The following is an 18,727-nucleotide window of genomic DNA, read 5'->3' as shown; positions in this document are numbered from 1 at the left end:
AGGCTTCTAGGTCCTAGGAACCCGTTTTTATGCTCCTTCCGCATCTTCCGCCAACGCCGCGCCGTGGAGGGTTAAACCACACAACATTGTGGGCATGGCGTTAAAGATTTCCTCAAACTGTGCCAGCTCTTCCGCGCCTTGTGCTTCCATGGTGGAAAGCGCGGTTTCTGGGTCGTAAAGCAAGCTAATAGACAGCACTACGCCACCGAGTAGGGCATTACCATCAGTGTTTTCCGGCATCAGCGTTTCCCAGTCATCACGGGTCAGGCTCCAGCCTTGCAACAATCCTTCGGCGAAATCGCGGGTCGCTTGGTTGACAATTTCAGCGTCATCCAGCAAACAGCCTTCTGGCCATTGCCAGGTTTTCTCCAACAACTGCTGACGCTGTTCATTCCAAATATCCACAATCAAATTGGCGTACTGCTCAAACTGCTCATGGTTCTCAAATGGCGCTTGTTCTTCACCCCCCCACATCACAGGAAGCCACTCGCTAGGGCTAATAACATGAGGCGCGGCCGCCATCGCGGTGACCACACCACGAGTTTGCATTTCGTTAAGTAGCTGCTCGCTATCGGCATGCTGGGTGAGAAAGTCTGATAACGTCATAACACTCTTATTTGTATTTTGAACAATGCCATGAGTTTAACAGCTTTCGCACTCGCGTGCTTCCATCGCTCGTACACTGTTGCTCAACACGTTGGCGACTGAATCGGGGGGTAACTCAGTTTTTCCAGACATAATGATGCTTTTGGTGATGGAATAGCCATTTAAACCTAAAGCCATCACCAACAGCTTGACCGCAAAGCAGCAACTCTCTATAGTACGCCCCGTTAACGCGACAGCGGGTAGGTCAAGTCCACCTAATAAATAGCTTGCGTAGCAGACAATATGGTGAGGTGTCCGAGTGGCTGAAGGAGCACGCCTGGAAAGCGTGTATACGGCAACGTATCGAGGGTTCGAATCCCTCTCTCACCGCCATCATTTAAAAAACCGCCCTCGTGGCGGTTTTTTGCTATGTGCAGCCGCTAGTCGTTCTCCAATCCCCGTGATACCCTTTCTTAGGTTTGAGCCAAGAGAATAAAACGATGAAAATTGCCGTTGCTGGAACAGGTTACGTCGGCCTGTCGAACGCCATGCTACTGGCGCAACATAACGAAGTGGTTGCACTCGACATTGTGGAAGAAAAAGTCAACTTGCTTAACAACCAGCAATCACCGATTGTCGATGCCGAAATAAAACAGTTTTTAGCAGAAAAGCCACTGAACTTTACTGCCACTTTAGATAAAGAGCAGGCCTACCAAGGCGCGGACTTTGTGGTGATTGCTACCCCCACCGATTATGATCCCGAAACTAACTACTTTAATACCAGTTCAGTCGAGGCGGTAATTAAAGATGTGATGGCGATTAACCCAGCGGCGGTGATGGTGATCAAATCGACTGTACCAGTGGGTTACACGGAAAAAATCAAGCAGCAAATGGGTTGTGAGAATATCCTCTTCTCCCCTGAATTTTTGCGTGAAGGCAAAGCGCTTTACGATAACTTGTATCCGTCACGAATCATTGTTGGTGAACAATCCGAGCGCGCGCGCCAATTTGCGACGTTGTTGCAACAAGGCGCAGTGAAATCGGGCATCTCGGTCTTGTTTACCCATTCCACCGAAGCGGAAGCGGTGAAGCTCTTCTCCAACACCTACTTGGCGATGCGCGTTGCTTATTTTAACGAGCTGGATAGCTACGCCGAATCCCACGGCTTGGATTCGCGCCAGATTATTGAGGGGGTAGGGTTAGATCCACGGATTGGCGACCACTACAATAATCCCTCGTTTGGCTACGGCGGCTATTGCTTACCGAAAGACACCCGTCAATTGTTGGCCAACTACCAAGACGTGCCTAACAACATTATTCAAGCCATTGTTGATGCCAACACCACCCGCAAAGACTTTATCGCTAATGCAATCATCAAGCGCGATCCCAAAGTGGTGGGCATCTACCGCTTGGTGATGAAAGCCGGCTCCGATAACTTCCGCGCCTCAGCCATCCAAGGGATTATGAAGCGAATTAAAGCCAAAGGCATTGAAGTGGTGGTGTACGAGCCCGTGCTTGACGAAGACACCTTCTTTAACTCAGACGTGATCAAAGACTTGGATACCTTCAAACAACGCGCCGATGTGATTGTCGCCAACCGTATGGTGGACGAGATCCGTGATGTAGAAAGCAAAGTCTACACCCGCGACTTGTTCGGCGCGGATTGAGAGAAAAGTTAGGGCCTAGGAACCTGGGTCCTAAGAACTTTCTCGCTTTTCGTCTTCTCCCTCGCAAAATCCTCTTGACACCATACAACGCAACCATCGATCTCGCGTAACCTCATCGCACATTCATAACTGATGGATGATGCCATGTTATTTATTACCAGCCGTATTCCCGAACAAGGCTCGCACAGTGAGGCTGGCCGCTGGCTCAGCTTTGATAACCAAAACACCGATATCTCGAAGTGGGTATATTTTTGCCAACGCGCCGGGCAGGGTGAATACCAAGAGATCACCGCTGCGCCGTTTATGGCCAAACTGAAAGCCTTGCCCGCGCATACCCAGATACTTTTTTGGCTCCATGGTTATAACAACCAAATGGAAAGTCATATTTTCCCGATGGCGCAGACCTTACAACATCAATGTGATCGCCTGTCACCCAACGCCATACTGGTAGTGCCGATTATCTGGCCGTGTGATGAAGATGGCCAGCTCGGCGTTATTGATGATTACTGGGATGACCAACTTGCTGCCACCGCGTCAGGCTTGGCGTTTAGTCGTTTACTGGCGATGTTTGATGAATGGCGTCGCGCCCCCGAGCAACAAACTAACCCCTGCAAACGGCGCATGAACCTACTCGCGCACTCCATGGGGAATCGCACGCTCATTAGCACCTTTCACCATTGGCACCAACACGCTGGGCTCGACACCATGCCACAATGGTTTCGACATATCTTTATGATGGCCGCTGATGTTGATAACCAAGCGCTAGAGTCGCACCAGCCAGGAAGAGCCGTCCTCGATGCCGCCAAACAAGTGCATATTTACTATGCCGCGGATGATTTAGCCATGGCTGCCTCAAAAGTGGTGAACGTACGCCACCGCACCGTCACCCGCCGCCTCGGCATGACCGGCCCTGAAAACCTTGATGCGCTTCCCGCCAACAAAGTGACGGTCACCGACTGCGACGCCTTTAATGACCACTTCGATCCCCACTGGGGTCATACCTATTTTCTCACCGACGACAACGGCCACCCAAGCCCGTTGATAGAGCAGATGATGAATAAGATGATAGGTACATAGAAACTAGGGCGACGATGATAACATTTGAACCAACAACCTGGACGTGGCCATGCCTAACACCTCAATAAACACTGAAACTCTCACCGTCACCCACCACGGTGGCTATCAAACCGTGACGGGCTCTTGTCACCAAGTGGATATAAAACCAAGCGGCTTACGCTTGCTGATTGATTGCGGGCAATACCAAGGCGATGAAGTGCGAGAGGCGAGGGTGAACCTCAATGGCAAACGCATTGACGCGCTGATCTTCACGCACGCTCATATCGACCATTGTGGCTTACTGCCATGGCTATTGGCGGCGGGCCTTAAAGGCCCCATTTATTGCACCGAAGCCACCGCCGCCTTGGTGCCACTGTTAATTGACGACACCTTAAAGCTGCAACTTAGTATGGATTATGGCCATCGTCAGCGGGTGCTTGAACGTATCCGCCAGCTGACGGTGACGCTGCCTTACCATACTTGGCACCGGCTAAAGCCCAAGCAAAAAGGGCAGCCAGCGACCTACTTGCGCTTGCAACCGGCCGGGCACATTTTGGGCTCGGCCTATGTCGAATTAAAACTGCCGAACCAACAACGAATAGTGTTCTCTGGCGATTTAGGGCCCAGTAATACGCCATTGTTGCCCGACCCAACCCCGCCAAATCGTGCCGATATCTTGTTTTTAGAGTCCACTTACGGCGATAAAACCCATGAGTCCGTCGCCACTCGCGCACAGCGGCTAGAGGCGATTATTCAACGCTCACTCAAAGACGGTGGCGCGATATTGATCCCCGCATTCAGTGTCGGTCGCACCCAAGAGCTGTTGTTTGATATTGAGCAGCTGATTCACCAAAAGCAGCTTGATGATACGCTCCCTATTATTCTCGACTCGCCCATGGCGCAAAAGGTGACGCGTCACTATCGCCAGTTTAAAAAGCTGTGGAGCAAAGAGGCCAAAACCAAGCTGAACCAACACCGTCATCCGTTAGCGTTTGAGCAATGCATTACCATTGATGAACATAGCCAGCACATGGCGATGGTGAATCGACTAAAACAAACCGGCGAGCCGGCCATCGTGGTCGCCGCGTCAGGCATGTGCCAAGGTGGGCGCATTATGAATTACCTTGCCGCCTTGCTTGAAGACACACGCACCGATGTGATTTTTGCTGGCTACCAAGCCCAGCACACCCTCGGCCGCGATATTCAGCAAGGCAACAAACAAGTGTGGATAGACAACACGCAAGTTACCGTCAACGCGCAAATCCACACAATTTCCGGTTACTCCGCCCACGCCGACCAAAATGATCTAGTGAGGTTTGTGCAAGGCATCCAACCGCCCCCCAAGCAGATCCACTTGATTCATGGCGAACCGGATAGCCAGCGGGAACTAGACGCGAAGCTGCTTTTTCCCATCCCCTAGGGCCTTTCGCCCAAAAAACCGCCGTACCGCTTGCGCAATGTCGACTTTTTGGCGCTCGGTCTTTTGCCTGCAAAAATTAGCAGGTAAACTCAAAGCCCGTTAAAATCTACACGGCTATGCGTCTCGCGCGGCCACATAAAATCTAGCTATGCGCACAGGGGGGAGCGACACCTCATGGCGGTAGCGTGGGTGAATGCGAGAAAGGTGCACGTATAGCATGCTACTCCCAAGATAGAGACATATCAGTGGCTGCTACCAAAAGTGATGCTTCAAAATCTTGAATAAACGCACAGCATAACTTTGAATTAACCGCTGAGAAATCAGTGTATAGAATAATTTTTGCTTTAGATGAAAGGAAGATAAATGTCGAAAAAAACAGTTATTACGTATGGGACATTTGATCTTTTTCACGTCGGTCATGTCAGATTGTTGAAGAGATTGAGCGAACTAGGAGATAAACTGATTGTCGGTATCTCTTCCGATTCATTTAATGAATTAAAAGGGAAGAAGTCTTTCTTTTCATATGAAGAAAGAGCCGAAATAGTAAAATCCTGTGAATATGTTGATGATGTTTTTCCTGAAAATAATTGGGAGCAAAAATCAAGCGATGTAAAAAAATACGACGCAGACATTTTTGCAATGGGTGATGACTGGATCGGAAAGTTTGACTTTCTTAAGGAACAATGTGAAGTGGTATATTTGTCGCGCACGGAAGATATATCAACCACAGAAATTAAGAAAATGTTAGCGTCGCTGAATAAGTCTGAACTCGAGAAAATGGAAAGCTCTTTGCACTCTGTGATAGAAATTGCTAAGACGATGTCAAATGACTAGAAAAATGAAATTTAAGAGAAACCTATGTTAAATAAAAAAACAGTCCTTATCACCGGCGGAACCGGCTCGTTCGGTAAGCAGTTCATCCAGACCATTCTTACGCGCTACCCCGACGTAAAAAAAATCATTATCTATTCGCGTGATGAGCTAAAGCAATTTGAGCTCAAACAGCTGTATCCGCAAAGCGAATATCCCCAGCTGCGCTTTTTCATCGGTGATGTGCGCGACAGGGAGCGCATGGTGCAAGCGTGCGAAGAGGTGGATGTGATCATCCACGCGGCCGCGATCAAGCAGGTTGATACGGCGGAGTACAACCCAACAGAATGTATTCGCACCAACATTGATGGCGCGGAGAACGTGATTAACGCAGCATTGAAATGTGGGGTGAACAATGTGGTTGCACTTTCTACCGATAAAGCCTGTGCACCGATAAACCTCTATGGAGCGACCAAGCTTGCATCAGATAAGCTGTTTACGGCGGCAAACAATATTAAAGGTTCACGTGACCTAAAGTTCAGTGTGGTGCGCTATGGCAACGTCATGGGCTCTCGTGGCTCAGTGATCCCGTTCTTTTTGAAAAAGCGCCATGAGGGGGTCCTGCCGATCACCCATGAAGACATGACCCGCTTTAATATCTCGCTACAAGATGGGGTGGACATGGTGATGTACGCACTGGAAAATCACCTGGGCGGTGAAATCTTTGTCCCTAAGATCCCAAGTTATAAAATTTTGGATGTGGCAAAAGCCGTCGCGCCTGATTGTGAGGTAAAAGTCATTGGTGTTCGCCCTGGCGAGAAGCTGCACGAAGAAATGATCACCGATACCGATTCACTCAATACCATTGATCTTGGTCATTACTATGCAATCTTACCGTCTGTGTCTCATACCCACACAGAGCAAGAGTACATGACGCACCATAAAGCGGAGAAAGTGCCGTTTGGGTTTAAATATAACTCGGGTACCAATGAGCAATGGGAAAGCGTTGACAGCTTACGGGAAAAGATAAAGCAATACATCGATCCTAATTTTACGGTGGCCACGAAACAATGATCCCCTACGGCAAGCAAGACATCACGCAAGATGACATCGATGCAGTGGTTGACGTGCTGCATTCGGATTTTCTCACCCAGGGGCCAAAGGTCCCTGCGTTCGAGCAAGCTATTGCCGAGTACACCGGCGCCAAGCACGCGCTTGCCGTCAATAGTGCTACGTCCGCCTTACATATTGCCTGTCTGGCGCTCGGGCTTGGTGAGGGCGATCGACTATGGACCACGCCGATTACGTTCGTCGCTTCAGCCAACTGTGGGCGTTATTGCGGCGCGGAGGTGGACTTTGTCGATATCGACCCGACTACCTACAACCTGTGCCCCAAACAACTTGAAGTAAAACTCAAGCATGCGGAAGCGACTGGCACACTACCGAAAGTGGTGGTTGCGGTGCACTTGTGTGGCCAGTCCTGTGACATGCAAGCGATAGGGCAATTAGCCGACGAGTATGGCTTTAAAGTGATAGAAGATGCCTCCCATGCTATCGGGGGCAAATATCAGAATAAGCCAATCGGTTGTGGGCAGTATTCAGATGTTACCGTGTTCAGCTTTCACCCGGTTAAGATTGTGACGACGGCAGAGGGTGGCGTTGCAGTAACCAATGACGACGCCTTGGCCACGTCGATGGCGCTGTATCGCAGTCATGGGGTGACACGCGATCCGTTGCTGATGGAAGGTGATAGCCACGGAAACTGGTATTATCAACAAGTCGCGCTTGGCTACAATTATCGGATGACAGAGCTGCAAGCTGCACTCGGGCTAAGCCAAATGCAGCGGGTAGATCAGTTTGTCAGTGCGCGTCACCGCCTTGCGGCTCGTTATAACGAAAAGTTGCAAGATTTACCCCTAGTATTGCCTTATCAATCAAACGATACCTATTCAGGCTTGCACCTTTATGTCGTTCGCCTTCAATTGGCGAAGCTGTCAAAGACCCACAAGCAGGTATTTGATGCGTTGCGGCAACAAGGCATCGGTGTGAACGTGCATTATATTCCTGTCCACACTCAACCGTATTACCAGCAGCTCGGCTTTGGTCCAGGCGACTACCCACATGCTGAACAATACTACCAAGACGCCATCTCGTTACCGATGTTTCATGCTATGACCGATGAGCAGCAAGACACGGTGATTGATGTCTTAGCAGCGATACTGACGGAGTAATATGAATATAGCGATTATTCCTGCGCGCGGCGGCAGTAAGCGGATACCACGTAAAAATATTAAGCCCTTTCATGGTAAGCCAATGATTGCTTATTCGATTGAAGCGGCGATCGCCTCGGGCTGCTTTGATAAGGTGATTGTGTCAACAGAGGATCAGGAAATTGCCGATGTTGCGAAGCAATACGGTGCCGAGGTGCCGTTTTTGCGCCCCGCAGACATTGCCGATGACTATGCCACCACGATGGATGTGATGGCCCATGCGATTCAGTGGTGCCAAGATGCAGGTTTTAATATTGAAGCCGTGTGCTGCTTATATGCGACTGCGCCGTTTGTTCAGGCTGACGATCTCAAGGCGGGCTATCAGTTGCTAGCCAATGAAAACGTCCAGTTTGCGTTTAGTGCCACGTCCTTCCCGTTTCCGATCCAGCGTGCAATTAAATTAGATGCAAACGGTGCTGTGTCTATGTTCTCGCCAGAGCAGGAGAAAATGAGATCACAAGATCTGGAAGAGGCGTATCACGACGCAGGCCAGTTCTATTGGGGCAAAGCCAGTGCGTTTTTCAATAAGTTGTCAATTTTCTCACCGCATTCTAAGGCTGTGCTTTTACCGCGTCATCGTGTCCAAGATATTGACACCTCCGAAGACTGGGACATTGCCGAGTCGCTATTTTCAGCCTTAAAACATACGAACAAGTAGCGTGGCAAGAATCATGAAAGTTGTATTTCGCGTTGATGCGTCGGTTTGGATTGGTAGTGGGCACGTGATGCGATGCTTGGTGCTTGCCGATGAGTTAGCGAACCATGGCCATGATATAACCTTCGCGTGTTTACCGTTAGAAAGCGATATGCGTGCGTTTATCGGTGAGCGGGGTTTTAACGTCATCACGTTGACGGCGCCCGAACAAGTCGTGAAACCGGCGCACGATGCTGACTACGCCGCATGGCTGCCAAAGCCCATCCCCGACGATGCGCACGATTTTATTCATCACGTGCATGCTGCAGATGTGGTTGTGACCGACCACTATGCGATTGAAAAACAGTGGCATGAAATCGTTCGCGCGAGGCTTAACTGTAAAATTGTCGCCATTGATGATCTTTTGCGAACTCACAGTGCGGATATAGTTATAGATCAAACGCTGGGTCGTGAGGCATCAGACTATCAGACAGCAGGCACTACCGTACTCGCAGGCAGTGATTATGCGTTACTGTCTCGCGCATTTCTCCAACAAAGGGAAAATGCGCTATCTCGAACCTTGACGCGTCATGTCCCCCGCGTACTTGTCTCAATGGGCGGTGTCGATGCCCCTAACGCCACGCTCAACGTGCTAGAGGCTCTATACCCTTACGTCAATGCAACGTTTACGGTCTTACTCTCGCCAAGAGCGCCGCATTATCATGAGGTAAAACAGTGGTGCTCAAATCATGACAATGTCAACCATGTAGATTTTGTGGCTGATATGGCCAGTCTAATGATGAGCCATGATATCGCTATCGGCGCACCAGGCACCACAAGCTGGGAGCGAGCATGCTTAGGGCTCCCCAATATCCTTGTTCCCTTGGCTGATAACCAAAAGATGGTTTGTGAGCAACTGGTTAAGCATCATGCTGCGATAAAAGTGATGCTCGATGAGATACCAACTCGCCTACTGCACGCGTACCAAACCACTTTGAATCGGTGGGAGGCGCTGAAGTCTGCTAACCTAGCATTGTGTGATGGGCGTGGTGTAAAAAGGGTGGTGTTTGAACTCGAACAACTGCGCTGTGATGACGTGAATGGCTATCGCCTTGAGCGTGCGTCCAGCCAACAAGATATTGAGTTAGTTTATCAGTGGCAATGTCATCCTAACACTAGAAAATATGCGCTTAATCCCAGTACGCCCACATGGGAGCAGCATTACGCATGGATGTCGGCAAAACTCCACGCTATCAACGATTACTTTTATATGATTGTTGAACGGTATAGCGGAAAAAAAATGGGCGCTATACGCCTAGACCGACTGCGCGCCGAGCATTATCTTGTGTCAATTTTTGTTGATCCAACCCGTTATGGGAAGGGAATTGGTGCGCAAGCGTTAGCAATTATTAACCTAATACATCCCGATGTCACCGTGCACGCCACCGTCTTAAAAGAAAATATCCCATCGCAACGGCTTTTCCAAAAAGCCAGTTATCAACAAGTCGACGAAGAAACTTACATTCGACACCCCATTCAGTGAGGCCATTGTGAACCCATTTATGACCATAGACGGCCGGAAAATCGGCCCAGATCATCCACCGTATATTATTGCAGAGCTGTCCGCGAACCATAATGGCGATATTAACCGCGCCTTTCAAATCATGGAAGAAGCGAAAAAAGCGGGGGCCGATGCGATAAAACTACAAACTTACACGCATGACACCATTACCCTGGACTGTGACAGTGACGATTTTCAAATTCATGGCGGTCTTTGGGATGGGCAAACTTTGTATGAACTTTACAAAGGCGCACACATGCCGTGGGACTGGCACAAACCACTGTTTGAGAAAGCCAAAGAGCTGGATATCACCATTTTTAGCTCTCCCTTTGATTTTACCGCCGTAGATTTACTGGAAGAGCTGGATGCGCCGGCCTATAAAATTGCGTCTTTTGAAGTGATTGATTTACCGCTTATTAAGCGGGTCGCGCAAACGGGCAAACCCATGATTATCTCTACAGGGATGGCGAATGAACAAGAGATTGCTGACGCAATTAAAACGGCGAAAGACAATGGGTGCCAAGAATTAGTAGTACTGCATTGTGTCAGTGGTTATCCCGCGCCGGCAGAGCAATATAATCTACGAACCATCGCGGACATGGCTGAGCGCTTTGATGTGCTTTCGGGCCTGTCTGACCATACCATTGACAATGCGACAGCAGTCACTTCTGTCGCATTAGGCGCTTGTTTAATCGAAAAGCATGTCACGTTAGATCGTAACGGCGGTGGTGCTGATGATAGCTTCTCGTTGGAGCCAGCGGAGCTTGCTGCTTTATGCCGAGACACGACAACGGCGTGGCAAGCCCTGGGTAACGTTAATTATGAACGGACTGAAGCTGAAAAAGGCAATGTGAAGTTCCGCCGTTCACTTTACGCTGTCAAAGATATCAAGGAAGGTGAACGGATTACTCCTGAAAATGTAAGGAGCGTTCGTCCTGGATTTGGTCTTATGCCTAAATATTATGACTCAGTGTTAGAAAGAACTGCTTCAAAGTATATATCCAAGGGCACTGCTATTTCTTGGGAACTATTAAAGGAATAATATGATTTCAAATGTCAAGAAAAAAGTATATAGTGTTCTACCTGTAAAATTAAAAATAAATGCTCTTAAGGTTAAGTTCAATAAAAAACACACAACAAATTTAGCTGAAAAAATATTAGATATAGAGTATATGGAAAATGCTTTGCTTTTTCTTGTTTCTGAAAAAAAAATAGACAGAGTAAAGTACTACTTAAAAGTGTATGGGAAAGAGTTGCTCTGTGATTATTTATGGCTGTTAGAAAAAGAGGCTGAAATAATGAGTTTAGATCTACATGATCAAGACAAAGTTTCGTCTCTCTATAAAGAAGTCAAAATTATTGGCGATTGTTCCAGCGATATAATATCAGATTTTTTATTATATTATCAATGTCAATTTATCAAGGTTAGCCTAAAGGGAAAAAATGAAAAAATCGCTTTATTTAGTGCTTCTACATTACTTGAAATAAACCTTGAAATTAGTTACGAAGGATTTTCAAATAAGTACCTTAACTTTCTTATTAAAAAATACCTAGAAAAGGAAAGTGCTAGAATAGATGTTGTTTTTGAAGCGCTAAAGTCTAACCATATATCACCTGACTCTGAAGTGTATGAATTTATTTATAATGAGGTGGTAAGTCATCCTGAGTGTGTCGCGATGGCGCCAAATAATATCAACTTCAAAATCATCTCATATCGTGCTCTTAAAGAAAAGAAATATAAATTGGCAGGTTTTATAACTGAGCGTTTACCGGACGACCTTGAGTCTGCACTAATCAAATGCAGACTTTATGTCGAAACTAACAATAAAGACCACTTGTATTTTTTTACAAGCAACAAGGTGTCAAGGTTCCACAAACAAAGAAAAAGAAAGCATTTTGTTGACTTAATTGATTACCGTGCTTCGGCTCTCTCTCACAAAGGTTTAGAGGCAAAAGCACTGTTACTATGGAAAAAGTATATTATTCGCTCTTTTTTTAATGAAAGACTTGTATTTTCCTATGTTAAGTTCTTAATTAAATTCGAATATTATAGAGAGGCTTTATTCTATTTAAGATTACTTTCGTTTATCAGTAAAAATAAACACCTAACACACAACTTGACTCTTAAAACACTAGTTCAAATAGGTGATATTGAGAAAGCTTATGAATTAGCCAAGAAATTACTGGAAAAAGATAAAAGTTCCTTACCCGCAACGCAGTATCTACTTACGAGTTGTTTGCTAACTTATCGACACCACGAAGCTTTGAGTGCATGTCAAACTCTTGTAAAAAATAACCCTACTGATAAGCAACTAATTGTTTGCTTTTTAAGACTTTCATTCAGAGTAAATGGCAATATAGAGCTAGTAAAAGAAAATCTAATTGATACTAATAGTTTAAGTCAACCAATCGAACAATTACTTAATGATTTCGAGAAGTGTGTAGTTAAGAGAGGTGCCCTTGTTTAAAAATGTAATGTTATGGGGCTTTTCTAGTATTTCTGAAACGATAATTAATGAAATGTCAGAGAAATACGGTTTTTTCCCTGTAGAATGGTTTGGTACCTCAAGGCGAAGCAGTGTTCACCTTAACGAGGTTGTTAAGTTTGGTTTACTTTCTGATGACTATAAATATAAGAGTAGTCTTATTTCTCCTAAGCAGTATGATTTTTTATACAAAAAAGCCATACATAAATTTATTGAACAATATTCTAGATACGAATTTCGCTTTACATACTTTTCACACAATTTAGACTCGTTTCATGCTTATGTTAATGCATTCAATATTTTTGTTAACTATTTTTCTAATAAATTACTTAGTGGACGGATAGATTTGGTAATGTTTACTAGCATGCCACATCAAGGTGCAGATTTAATACTTTATGAGTTGGCAAAATTATTAAATGTCGAAACAATAATACTTTACCAGTCTATTTTACCAAACAAGTTTTTTATTATTAAAGAGCAAGAAGATTTTGGGGAGTGGAGAACCTCAGAACTGATAGAAAGTAATTGGTCCCCCTATGTCATAGATAACAAGTTCGAAAAAGACCTTTTTTATATGTATGATAATATTGAAGTGAAACGATTAGGCTTTTTTGAACGGTTTACTGATTTATTAAGGCGTAATTTAACTAGAAAAAGATCAGTTTATTATCCAGCTTATAATGGTAATCTTCGTAGAGAGAAACATAGTAAGATAGATCATCCCACAGAAATGTATATACTATTCAAAATGATCTGGTACAAAATTAAGGGAGAGGATATTAGCTTATCTAGTTATTTTAATATATTGAAACGTATATCTCAGTTGAAATTGATCATACATCCCAATACGCCGCCCCTATCTAAGTATATTAGTTCGGAGAAGTTAAAATTTTTTGAACGTTCAATGCTAAATGAACATCCATGTTCAATGGACTCACCTTTTGTTTATTTTCCGTTGCATTTGCAACCTGAGTTGACTACTTCTTCATTAGGAGGAGAGTTGTATTGTGACCAATTACTTGCGATTGAGCAACTCTCCGACGTTTTACCAAAGAAGTGGAGAATACTAGTTAAAGAAAACCCAAAACAAGAGCACTATATGCGTGACGAAACATTCTATAAGAGGCTGAAAGGAATTAATAATGTTCATTTAGTGCCTATTGATACCAGTACTTATAAGTTGATGAGGGAATGTGAGTTGGTTGCTACTATTAGTGGTACTGCTGGGTGGGAAGCCATAACAGGCGGTAAGAATGTTATAACTTTTGGGTGGGCATGGTATAATAATTTACCTGGCGTGTTTAAATTTGAAGATATTGGTAATTTAGAAAAAGTATTGTCCTACCAAATAGATCATGGTGAACTTCAAGTGGAAGTTGGAAAGTTAGTTGCAAAAATGGGGACTGGTGTACTTGGTAGACCATACGAGAAAATTATAAAAGATGATACATTTGATTGGGAAGTTAATGCAACTCTCGTCGGAGATCAGTTGATAAATTATATGCGAAATTAAACTACGTGAAGGAATTAAATATGGATGTAAAAATATTAGAATGCACTCTCAGAGATGGAAGCTATGAAATAGACTTTCAGTTCTCAAAGAAAAACTCCGATGATATAGCTATTGCACTTGACGAAGCAGGGCTCGAACTTATCGAAGTCGGCCACGGAGTCGGATTGGGCGCGACAGAAAAAGGGATTGGCGTTGCGTTAGAATCTGATGAAACGTATATGAAGTCCGCTGCTAACTCTGTGAAAAATGGTAAATGGGGTATGTTTGCCATTCCAGGTATTGCTACGCTTGATCATTTAGAAATGGCAAAAACCTATGATATGGACTTTATTCGACTTGGCTCGACCATCGAAGATTTTCCTAAAAGTGAAGCATTTGTCGCCTCTGCTAAGTCAAAAGGTATGATGACTTGTGCTAACTTCATGAAATCATACGCGTCAAAGCCAGAAGATCTTGCATTAGCTTCTAAACACGCTTTTGAAATGGGGGTCGATGCCGTCTATGTAGTTGACTCTGCGGGTGGGATGTTACCAAATGAAGTTAAGCTTTATGTAGAAGCAATACTGGCTGAAAAGTCTGATGCAGTTATTGGTTTTCATGGTCACAATAACTTAGGCCTAGGTATCGGGAACGCATTAGCTGCACTTGAAGCAGGTGCAACGATAATTGATACTTCCCTACAGGGGTTTGGTCGCAGCGCAGGTAATACTACGACTGAACAAATGTTAGGTTGTTTAGCTCGAATGGGGCTAGAAGGCAATATCGATCCAATCAAAGTGATGGATATTGGCGAAGAGCTTATCAAACCTATGATTGAGAAACGTGGACTGACTTCAATAGATACTGTATCTGGGATGGCTCTGTTTCATTCTAGTTATATGCCGATAATTCATGATATGTCTACAAAATATCGAGTGGACCCACGTCAACTAATATCCGCTGTATGCTCAGAAGATATTATCAATGCAGACATTGAATTAGTTGAACGCCATGCTAAGTTAATCGCTGATGCTCATAGCAGCAAAGGAGCTTGGAAACCGAGTTATAAGAATTACTTTGTTAATGAACAAGCAGAACTATGATTGATATTGACAAAATATTGAAAGGCGACGCTCAAAGCGTCGCCATCGAGATTAATGAGCTAAAAGTCTCGTATGGCGAACTGAAGAGTAAAATTGCACTTATGGAAGCTTTCTTCGAAGAAAATGGATTAACACAAGGAAAGCGGATATGCTTAGCGGTTGATGATCCTCTTGAATACTATACGCATTTACTAGCATGTTTCGCTAAGGGCGTAGTGGTTTGTCCTTTGTCAGAAACATACTCTGATAACTACTCCGATAGGATACTGAGTATTTTTAGGCCAAGTGCAGTATTGAAAAATGGACAAAACCTAATACTGAAAAGTTGGGAAGAAGAAACCTTGTCACCAGAGTTAGGTTCAACGGCTTTGGTTACTTTTACTTCAGGCACTACAGGAATACCAAAAGGGGTATGCCATAGTCTTGACGGTTTAATTAGATGTTGTGAAGCGTTTAATGAGCATAATGATCTGAACGCAAAAACAAAAATGATGCACGTGATGCCACGTTTTTATATGGCGGGTATCTTGAACACGTTTTTATCCCCCCTTTTAGCGGGCGGTACTGTCGTGATCAGTGATACTTTTTCTGCTCAAAACGCTTCTGTTCTTTTTAAGAAGTACTGTTCTTCTAAGGCTAATTCGATTTGGCTGAGTCCTTCAATGTTATTATTGTCTTCAAAAATGACAAGAGATAAAGAAGCTATTGCGTGGCTTTCTAATAGTAACTCTAAAGTATTTGTAGGCACAGCTCCTTTACCAAGTAAAAGTAAAGAGATTTTCCAACAAAAATTTTCATGTGAAGTATTAGAGAGTTATGGGACCAGCGAGCTTCTTTTTATATCTTGTGCTAAAGCAGGGGAAGGACACACTGAGGGTGTGGGAAAGCCAATTGATGGAGTAAATATTTCTTTTACAGACGATGAAGAAGTTTTGGTTGATTCTCCATGGACTATGCTTGGATATATAAATGCAGATGGTACAGGAAGATATACAGGTGACATTGGGAAATTGGATGATGGACACTTAATTATTACTGGGCGAAAGAAAGACTTAGTGATCAAAGGTGGTCAAAATATTAGCCCAAGATATATCGAAGAGTCTGCGTTGTCTTCTGATACTATTGAAGAGGCTGCAGTAGTTGCTGAACCTCACTCGTTTTGGGGAGAGGTGCCTATTTTGTATATTTTACCTAATCAAAGCTATGCTGAGAAAGAGTTTAGAGATTTTCTAACATCTAGGTTGTCTAAGGAACAATATCCAGAAAAAATATATGTAGTGAAATCTTTCCCTAAAACTGCAACAGGAAAGATTGTTAAGAATGCGATAGTTCGTGAGTAAAGAAGAATGATAATTGGTTTTTCGCACTTTATTTGGAATGTTTCAAATACTGAAGAAGTCATTAGCCTACTTACCAAAAAAGGTTACTTGTTAGACTTTTCTGATGTGAATATTTTAAATCACCCCAGTAAAAATGATTTGTTAAGACACTATAACCATAGTCATGATATTCATATGTTCCGTCATCCTGATTTTTATGATATTGAGGTTATTGACCATTTTAGTGGATATGACAGAGTTCAGGATCGTATACGTCTTCACCAAGGTAATATGGTCGAGATAGTGGTTCCTAAAGGAAAGAAAAGCCTGGAATATCAGTTTTGGGAGGACCTTGGTTTAACAAGGACAGGTGATAGCGTTAGCCTAAAAAGACCAGTTCCTGCATGGCGAGTTGATATAGAGGTTACCGAGAGTTCTAGAACTCTAGCTGAGCAGTATCTAGACTTAAATGGTATAACATCTATTGCTTTTATAACGAAAAATATTGAAGAATGTAGTAATCGAGTTAGAGATAGTTTATCTTGGGCATCTGACGCTTTCAAGCTAGAAGTTAATGGTAAATCTCTATCAATCATCTTACTCAAATCACCCACCGGAATAATAGTAGAATTAATAGAGGTATAGAATGAAAATTACAGATTTATCTATGGTGTTAGAAGAGGGCATGCAAACCTTTGCTACCCATTGGCATCCATTTTTTGAATCAACCCAGCTGGGTAGGCATGGTATTGAAAACCGTGAAACCCGGAAAATTGTACTCGGTACTCACACAGGCACACACATAGATGCGCCCCGCCATTTTATTTCGGGAGGCGAAACCGTCGAAAACATTCCTCTTTCTCAATTAAACGGTCAGGCGAAGGTAGTCGATTTTTCATCACTACCTGATAAACATGAGATCACAGAAGATGAACTCAGAACTTGCTTAAACGACAAATGTCCAGATCGCTTGGTAGCTAGGTTTGATTGGGATCTTAAGCTTAATACCAATGAATATTATACTGACCATGCTTTTTTTTCAGAGGATGCATGCCAGTGGCTAGTTGACAATGGATGTAAGCTAATTGCATTGGATACCCCTCAACCAGATAACCCATTAAACGGCAGAGGAGCGGAAAAAGATGCTCCTAATCATAAGATTCTATTAGGTGCAGGCGTAGTGATTGTTGAATACTTAGTCGACATCAGAAGCTTACAATGTGATACGATCATGTTAATCGTTGCACCACTTAAGATTAAAGATGGAGATGGTGCTCCTGTTCGATGCTTTGCAATTGAGGAGTAAGATAATGAAAGTAAGAGACAAGCTTATCCTTTGGTTTCAAGAGCAGTCAGGCCAAAGCGTTTTTGACACACAACAAAATTATTTCGAACAAGAGTTGATTGATTCTTTTGATGTAATAATGCTAATAGAATATTGTGAGTCTGAGTTTTCAATTGTGTTCTCTGAAACTCAGTTTGAAGATCGTCGTTTTTCAACAATTGATGGTTTATCTGAAATAATCATAGAAATGAAAGGGTGACAGATTGAAAGCAACGTATACTAAGCAGGAACTGATTGAAGCGATTAAGTCTGTAGGAATTAAAAATGGTGACGTACTATTCTGCCATAGCAATGTTGGCTATCTAGGTATGCCTGAAGGAGCTAAAAATAAAGATGAAGCTCTACAGATTATATTAGATGCAATACTTTCTGTAATTGGTGATCAAGGAACTCTTGCAGTTCCTACATTTACGTATAGCTTTTCTTCAGGAGAAATATACAACCCAATTAGTTCACCTTCTAATTGTGGAATGTTTGCTGAATACGTGCGTTGCTTACAAAGTTCAATTAGAAGTAATGATCCCTCAATATCTGTCGCATGCATCGGCAGTTTAGCTTTAGACTTGACACAAGATTTGCCAGAAAACGCTTATGACGAATCTGCTTTTTTTGGCAGATTTTTTGATAAAAATGGCAAGATATTAAATATTAACTTCGATGCAGGATCAACATTTTTACATTTTGTTGAAAGAGAACTCTCTGTACCTTACCGCTTTGACAAAACGTTTGTGGGAAAAAAATATGCGGGTGACAACATAGTAGAAGCAAAATCAGTTATTTGGGTGAGAGATATGGATATTAAAGGGAGTGAGGCAAACTTTGAACGATTTAACTCAGTTGCTGTTTCCCAAGGATACTATAAAAAACAAAAGATAGGTCGAGGTACTATTGGATCTATTACATCGTCGGACGCATACTCCTTGTTGGAGAAGGAAATTAAGAAGAATGTTTGGTTCCTAACTAATAAGGTCTGAGTGAC

18 protein-coding genes and 1 tRNA gene are annotated in these 18,727 nt (G+C 43.8%); 18 read left to right on the top strand and 1 reads right to left on the bottom strand.

Going from position 1 to position 18,727, the window contains the following annotated elements:
• Positions 1-27: 27 nt before the first annotated feature.
• On the bottom strand, positions 28-606 hold the full coding sequence (locus N8M53_RS08600) for a UPF0149 family protein (protein ID WP_269578484.1): 579 nt from the start codon (positions 604-606) through the stop codon (positions 28-30).
• A 284-nt stretch (positions 607-890) separates the two neighbouring features.
• Here N8M53_RS08600 and N8M53_RS08595 point away from each other — a divergent pair.
• From N8M53_RS08595 to N8M53_RS08510, 18 genes are all read left to right on the top strand, one after another.
• Positions 891-978 (top strand) — tRNA-Ser (locus N8M53_RS08595).
• A gap of 107 nt (positions 979-1,085) precedes the next feature.
• Positions 1,086-2,252 carry a nucleotide sugar dehydrogenase gene (locus tag N8M53_RS08590; protein ID WP_269578483.1) on the top strand — a complete coding sequence of 389 codons (1,167 nt, stop codon included), beginning with the start codon at positions 1,086-1,088 and terminating at the stop codon, positions 2,250-2,252.
• Positions 2,253-2,396: 144 nt separating this feature from the next.
• Entirely contained in the window at positions 2,397-3,329 is a 933-nt protein-coding gene (locus N8M53_RS08585; protein WP_269578482.1) for an alpha/beta hydrolase, read from the top strand.
• Between the two features lie 49 nt (positions 3,330-3,378).
• Positions 3,379-4,728, top strand: coding sequence for an MBL fold metallo-hydrolase RNA specificity domain-containing protein (locus N8M53_RS08580; RefSeq protein WP_269578481.1), 1,350 nt, complete (start codon positions 3,379-3,381; stop codon positions 4,726-4,728).
• Positions 4,729-5,091: 363 nt separating this feature from the next.
• Positions 5,092-5,562, top strand: a complete 471-nt coding sequence (gene tagD / locus N8M53_RS08575; protein WP_332301564.1) for a glycerol-3-phosphate cytidylyltransferase — start codon at positions 5,092-5,094, stop codon at positions 5,560-5,562.
• Positions 5,563-5,586: 24 nt separating this feature from the next.
• Positions 5,587-6,612: a UDP-N-acetylglucosamine 4,6-dehydratase (inverting) gene (gene pseB, locus N8M53_RS08570; RefSeq protein WP_269578480.1), complete on the top strand. Its 1,026-nt coding sequence runs from the start codon at positions 5,587-5,589 to the stop codon at positions 6,610-6,612.
• On the top strand, positions 6,609-7,769 hold the full coding sequence (gene pseC / locus N8M53_RS08565; RefSeq protein ID WP_269578479.1) for a UDP-4-amino-4,6-dideoxy-N-acetyl-beta-L-altrosamine transaminase: 1,161 nt from the start codon (positions 6,609-6,611) through the stop codon (positions 7,767-7,769). The genes pseB and pseC overlap by 4 nt, the downstream gene beginning before the upstream one ends.
• A gap of 1 nt (position 7,770) precedes the next feature.
• Positions 7,771-8,466, top strand: a complete 696-nt coding sequence (gene pseF, locus N8M53_RS08560) for a pseudaminic acid cytidylyltransferase (RefSeq protein ID WP_269578478.1) — start codon at positions 7,771-7,773, stop codon at positions 8,464-8,466.
• A 13-nt stretch (positions 8,467-8,479) separates the two neighbouring features.
• On the top strand, positions 8,480-9,985 hold the full coding sequence (gene pseG, locus N8M53_RS08555) for a UDP-2,4-diacetamido-2,4,6-trideoxy-beta-L-altropyranose hydrolase (protein WP_269578477.1): 1,506 nt from the start codon (positions 8,480-8,482) through the stop codon (positions 9,983-9,985).
• A gap of 19 nt (positions 9,986-10,004) precedes the next feature.
• Positions 10,005-11,045 carry a pseudaminic acid synthase gene (gene pseI / locus N8M53_RS08550; RefSeq protein ID WP_420066607.1) on the top strand — a complete coding sequence of 347 codons (1,041 nt, stop codon included), beginning with the start codon at positions 10,005-10,007 and terminating at the stop codon, positions 11,043-11,045.
• A gap of 1 nt (position 11,046) precedes the next feature.
• Positions 11,047-12,471, top strand: coding sequence for a hypothetical protein (locus N8M53_RS08545; protein WP_269578475.1), 1,425 nt, complete (start codon positions 11,047-11,049; stop codon positions 12,469-12,471).
• Positions 12,464-14,002 (top strand): hypothetical protein, encoded by a 1,539-nt coding sequence (locus N8M53_RS08540; RefSeq protein WP_269578474.1) that lies wholly within the window; start codon positions 12,464-12,466, stop codon positions 14,000-14,002. Before N8M53_RS08545 ends, N8M53_RS08540 begins: the two co-directional genes overlap by 8 nt.
• Before the next feature lie 20 nt (positions 14,003-14,022).
• A complete protein-coding gene (locus N8M53_RS08535) occupies positions 14,023-15,084 on the top strand; it encodes a 4-hydroxy-2-oxovalerate aldolase (protein WP_269578473.1) in 1,062 nt (353 codons plus the stop codon).
• The gene (locus N8M53_RS08530; RefSeq protein ID WP_269578472.1) at positions 15,081-16,424 is read left to right on the top strand and encodes a class I adenylate-forming enzyme family protein; all 1,344 of its coding nucleotides are present in this window, start codon (positions 15,081-15,083) and stop codon (positions 16,422-16,424) included. The genes N8M53_RS08535 and N8M53_RS08530 overlap by 4 nt, the downstream gene beginning before the upstream one ends.
• A 6-nt stretch (positions 16,425-16,430) precedes the next feature.
• Entirely contained in the window at positions 16,431-17,048 is a 618-nt protein-coding gene (locus N8M53_RS08525) for a hypothetical protein (RefSeq protein WP_269578471.1), read from the top strand.
• Position 17,049: 1 nt separating this feature from the next.
• Positions 17,050-17,709 (top strand): cyclase family protein, encoded by a 660-nt coding sequence (locus N8M53_RS08520; protein ID WP_269578470.1) that lies wholly within the window; start codon positions 17,050-17,052, stop codon positions 17,707-17,709.
• A 4-nt stretch (positions 17,710-17,713) separates the two neighbouring features.
• Positions 17,714-17,947: a hypothetical protein gene (locus N8M53_RS08515; RefSeq protein WP_269578469.1), complete on the top strand. Its 234-nt coding sequence runs from the start codon at positions 17,714-17,716 to the stop codon at positions 17,945-17,947.
• A 4-nt stretch (positions 17,948-17,951) separates the two neighbouring features.
• Positions 17,952-18,722 (top strand): AAC(3) family N-acetyltransferase, encoded by a 771-nt coding sequence (locus tag N8M53_RS08510; RefSeq protein WP_269578468.1) that lies wholly within the window; start codon positions 17,952-17,954, stop codon positions 18,720-18,722.
• Positions 18,723-18,727: the final 5 nt, after the last annotated feature.

It is taken from the genome of Salinivibrio kushneri, assembly GCF_027286325.1.
Lineage (GTDB): Bacteria > Pseudomonadota > Gammaproteobacteria > Enterobacterales > Vibrionaceae > Salinivibrio > Salinivibrio kushneri_A.
This window is presented reverse-complemented; position numbering and strand designations above follow the sequence as displayed.

Bases quoted from the DNA above. Each gene is read 5' to 3' on its own strand.
- N8M53_RS08545 (WP_269578475.1), top strand. From the start codon at position 11,047: ATGATTTCAAATGTCAAGAAAAAAGTATATAGTGTTCTACCTGTAAAA.
- N8M53_RS08515 (WP_269578469.1), top strand. From the start codon at position 17,714: ATGAAAGTAAGAGACAAGCTTATCCTTTGGTTTCAAGAGCAGTCAGGC.
- N8M53_RS08590 (WP_269578483.1), top strand. From the start codon at position 1,086: ATGAAAATTGCCGTTGCTGGAACAGGTTACGTCGGCCTGTCGAACGCC.
- pseI (WP_420066607.1), top strand. From the start codon at position 10,005: ATGACCATAGACGGCCGGAAAATCGGCCCAGATCATCCACCGTATATT.
- N8M53_RS08520 (WP_269578470.1), top strand. From the start codon at position 17,050: ATGAAAATTACAGATTTATCTATGGTGTTAGAAGAGGGCATGCAAACC.
- N8M53_RS08530 (WP_269578472.1), top strand. From the start codon at position 15,081: ATGATTGATATTGACAAAATATTGAAAGGCGACGCTCAAAGCGTCGCC.
- pseC (WP_269578479.1), top strand. From the start codon at position 6,609: ATGATCCCCTACGGCAAGCAAGACATCACGCAAGATGACATCGATGCA.
- pseF (WP_269578478.1), top strand. From the start codon at position 7,771: ATGAATATAGCGATTATTCCTGCGCGCGGCGGCAGTAAGCGGATACCA.
- N8M53_RS08585 (WP_269578482.1), top strand. From the start codon at position 2,397: ATGTTATTTATTACCAGCCGTATTCCCGAACAAGGCTCGCACAGTGAG.
- N8M53_RS08580 (WP_269578481.1), top strand. From the start codon at position 3,379: ATGCCTAACACCTCAATAAACACTGAAACTCTCACCGTCACCCACCAC.
- tagD (WP_332301564.1), top strand. From the start codon at position 5,092: ATGTCGAAAAAAACAGTTATTACGTATGGGACATTTGATCTTTTTCAC.
- pseG (WP_269578477.1), top strand. From the start codon at position 8,480: ATGAAAGTTGTATTTCGCGTTGATGCGTCGGTTTGGATTGGTAGTGGG.
- N8M53_RS08535 (WP_269578473.1), top strand. From the start codon at position 14,023: ATGGATGTAAAAATATTAGAATGCACTCTCAGAGATGGAAGCTATGAA.
- pseB (WP_269578480.1), top strand. From the start codon at position 5,587: ATGTTAAATAAAAAAACAGTCCTTATCACCGGCGGAACCGGCTCGTTC.
- N8M53_RS08600 (WP_269578484.1), bottom strand. From the start codon at position 606: ATGACGTTATCAGACTTTCTCACCCAGCATGCCGATAGCGAGCAGCTA.
- N8M53_RS08525 (WP_269578471.1), top strand. From the start codon at position 16,431: ATGATAATTGGTTTTTCGCACTTTATTTGGAATGTTTCAAATACTGAA.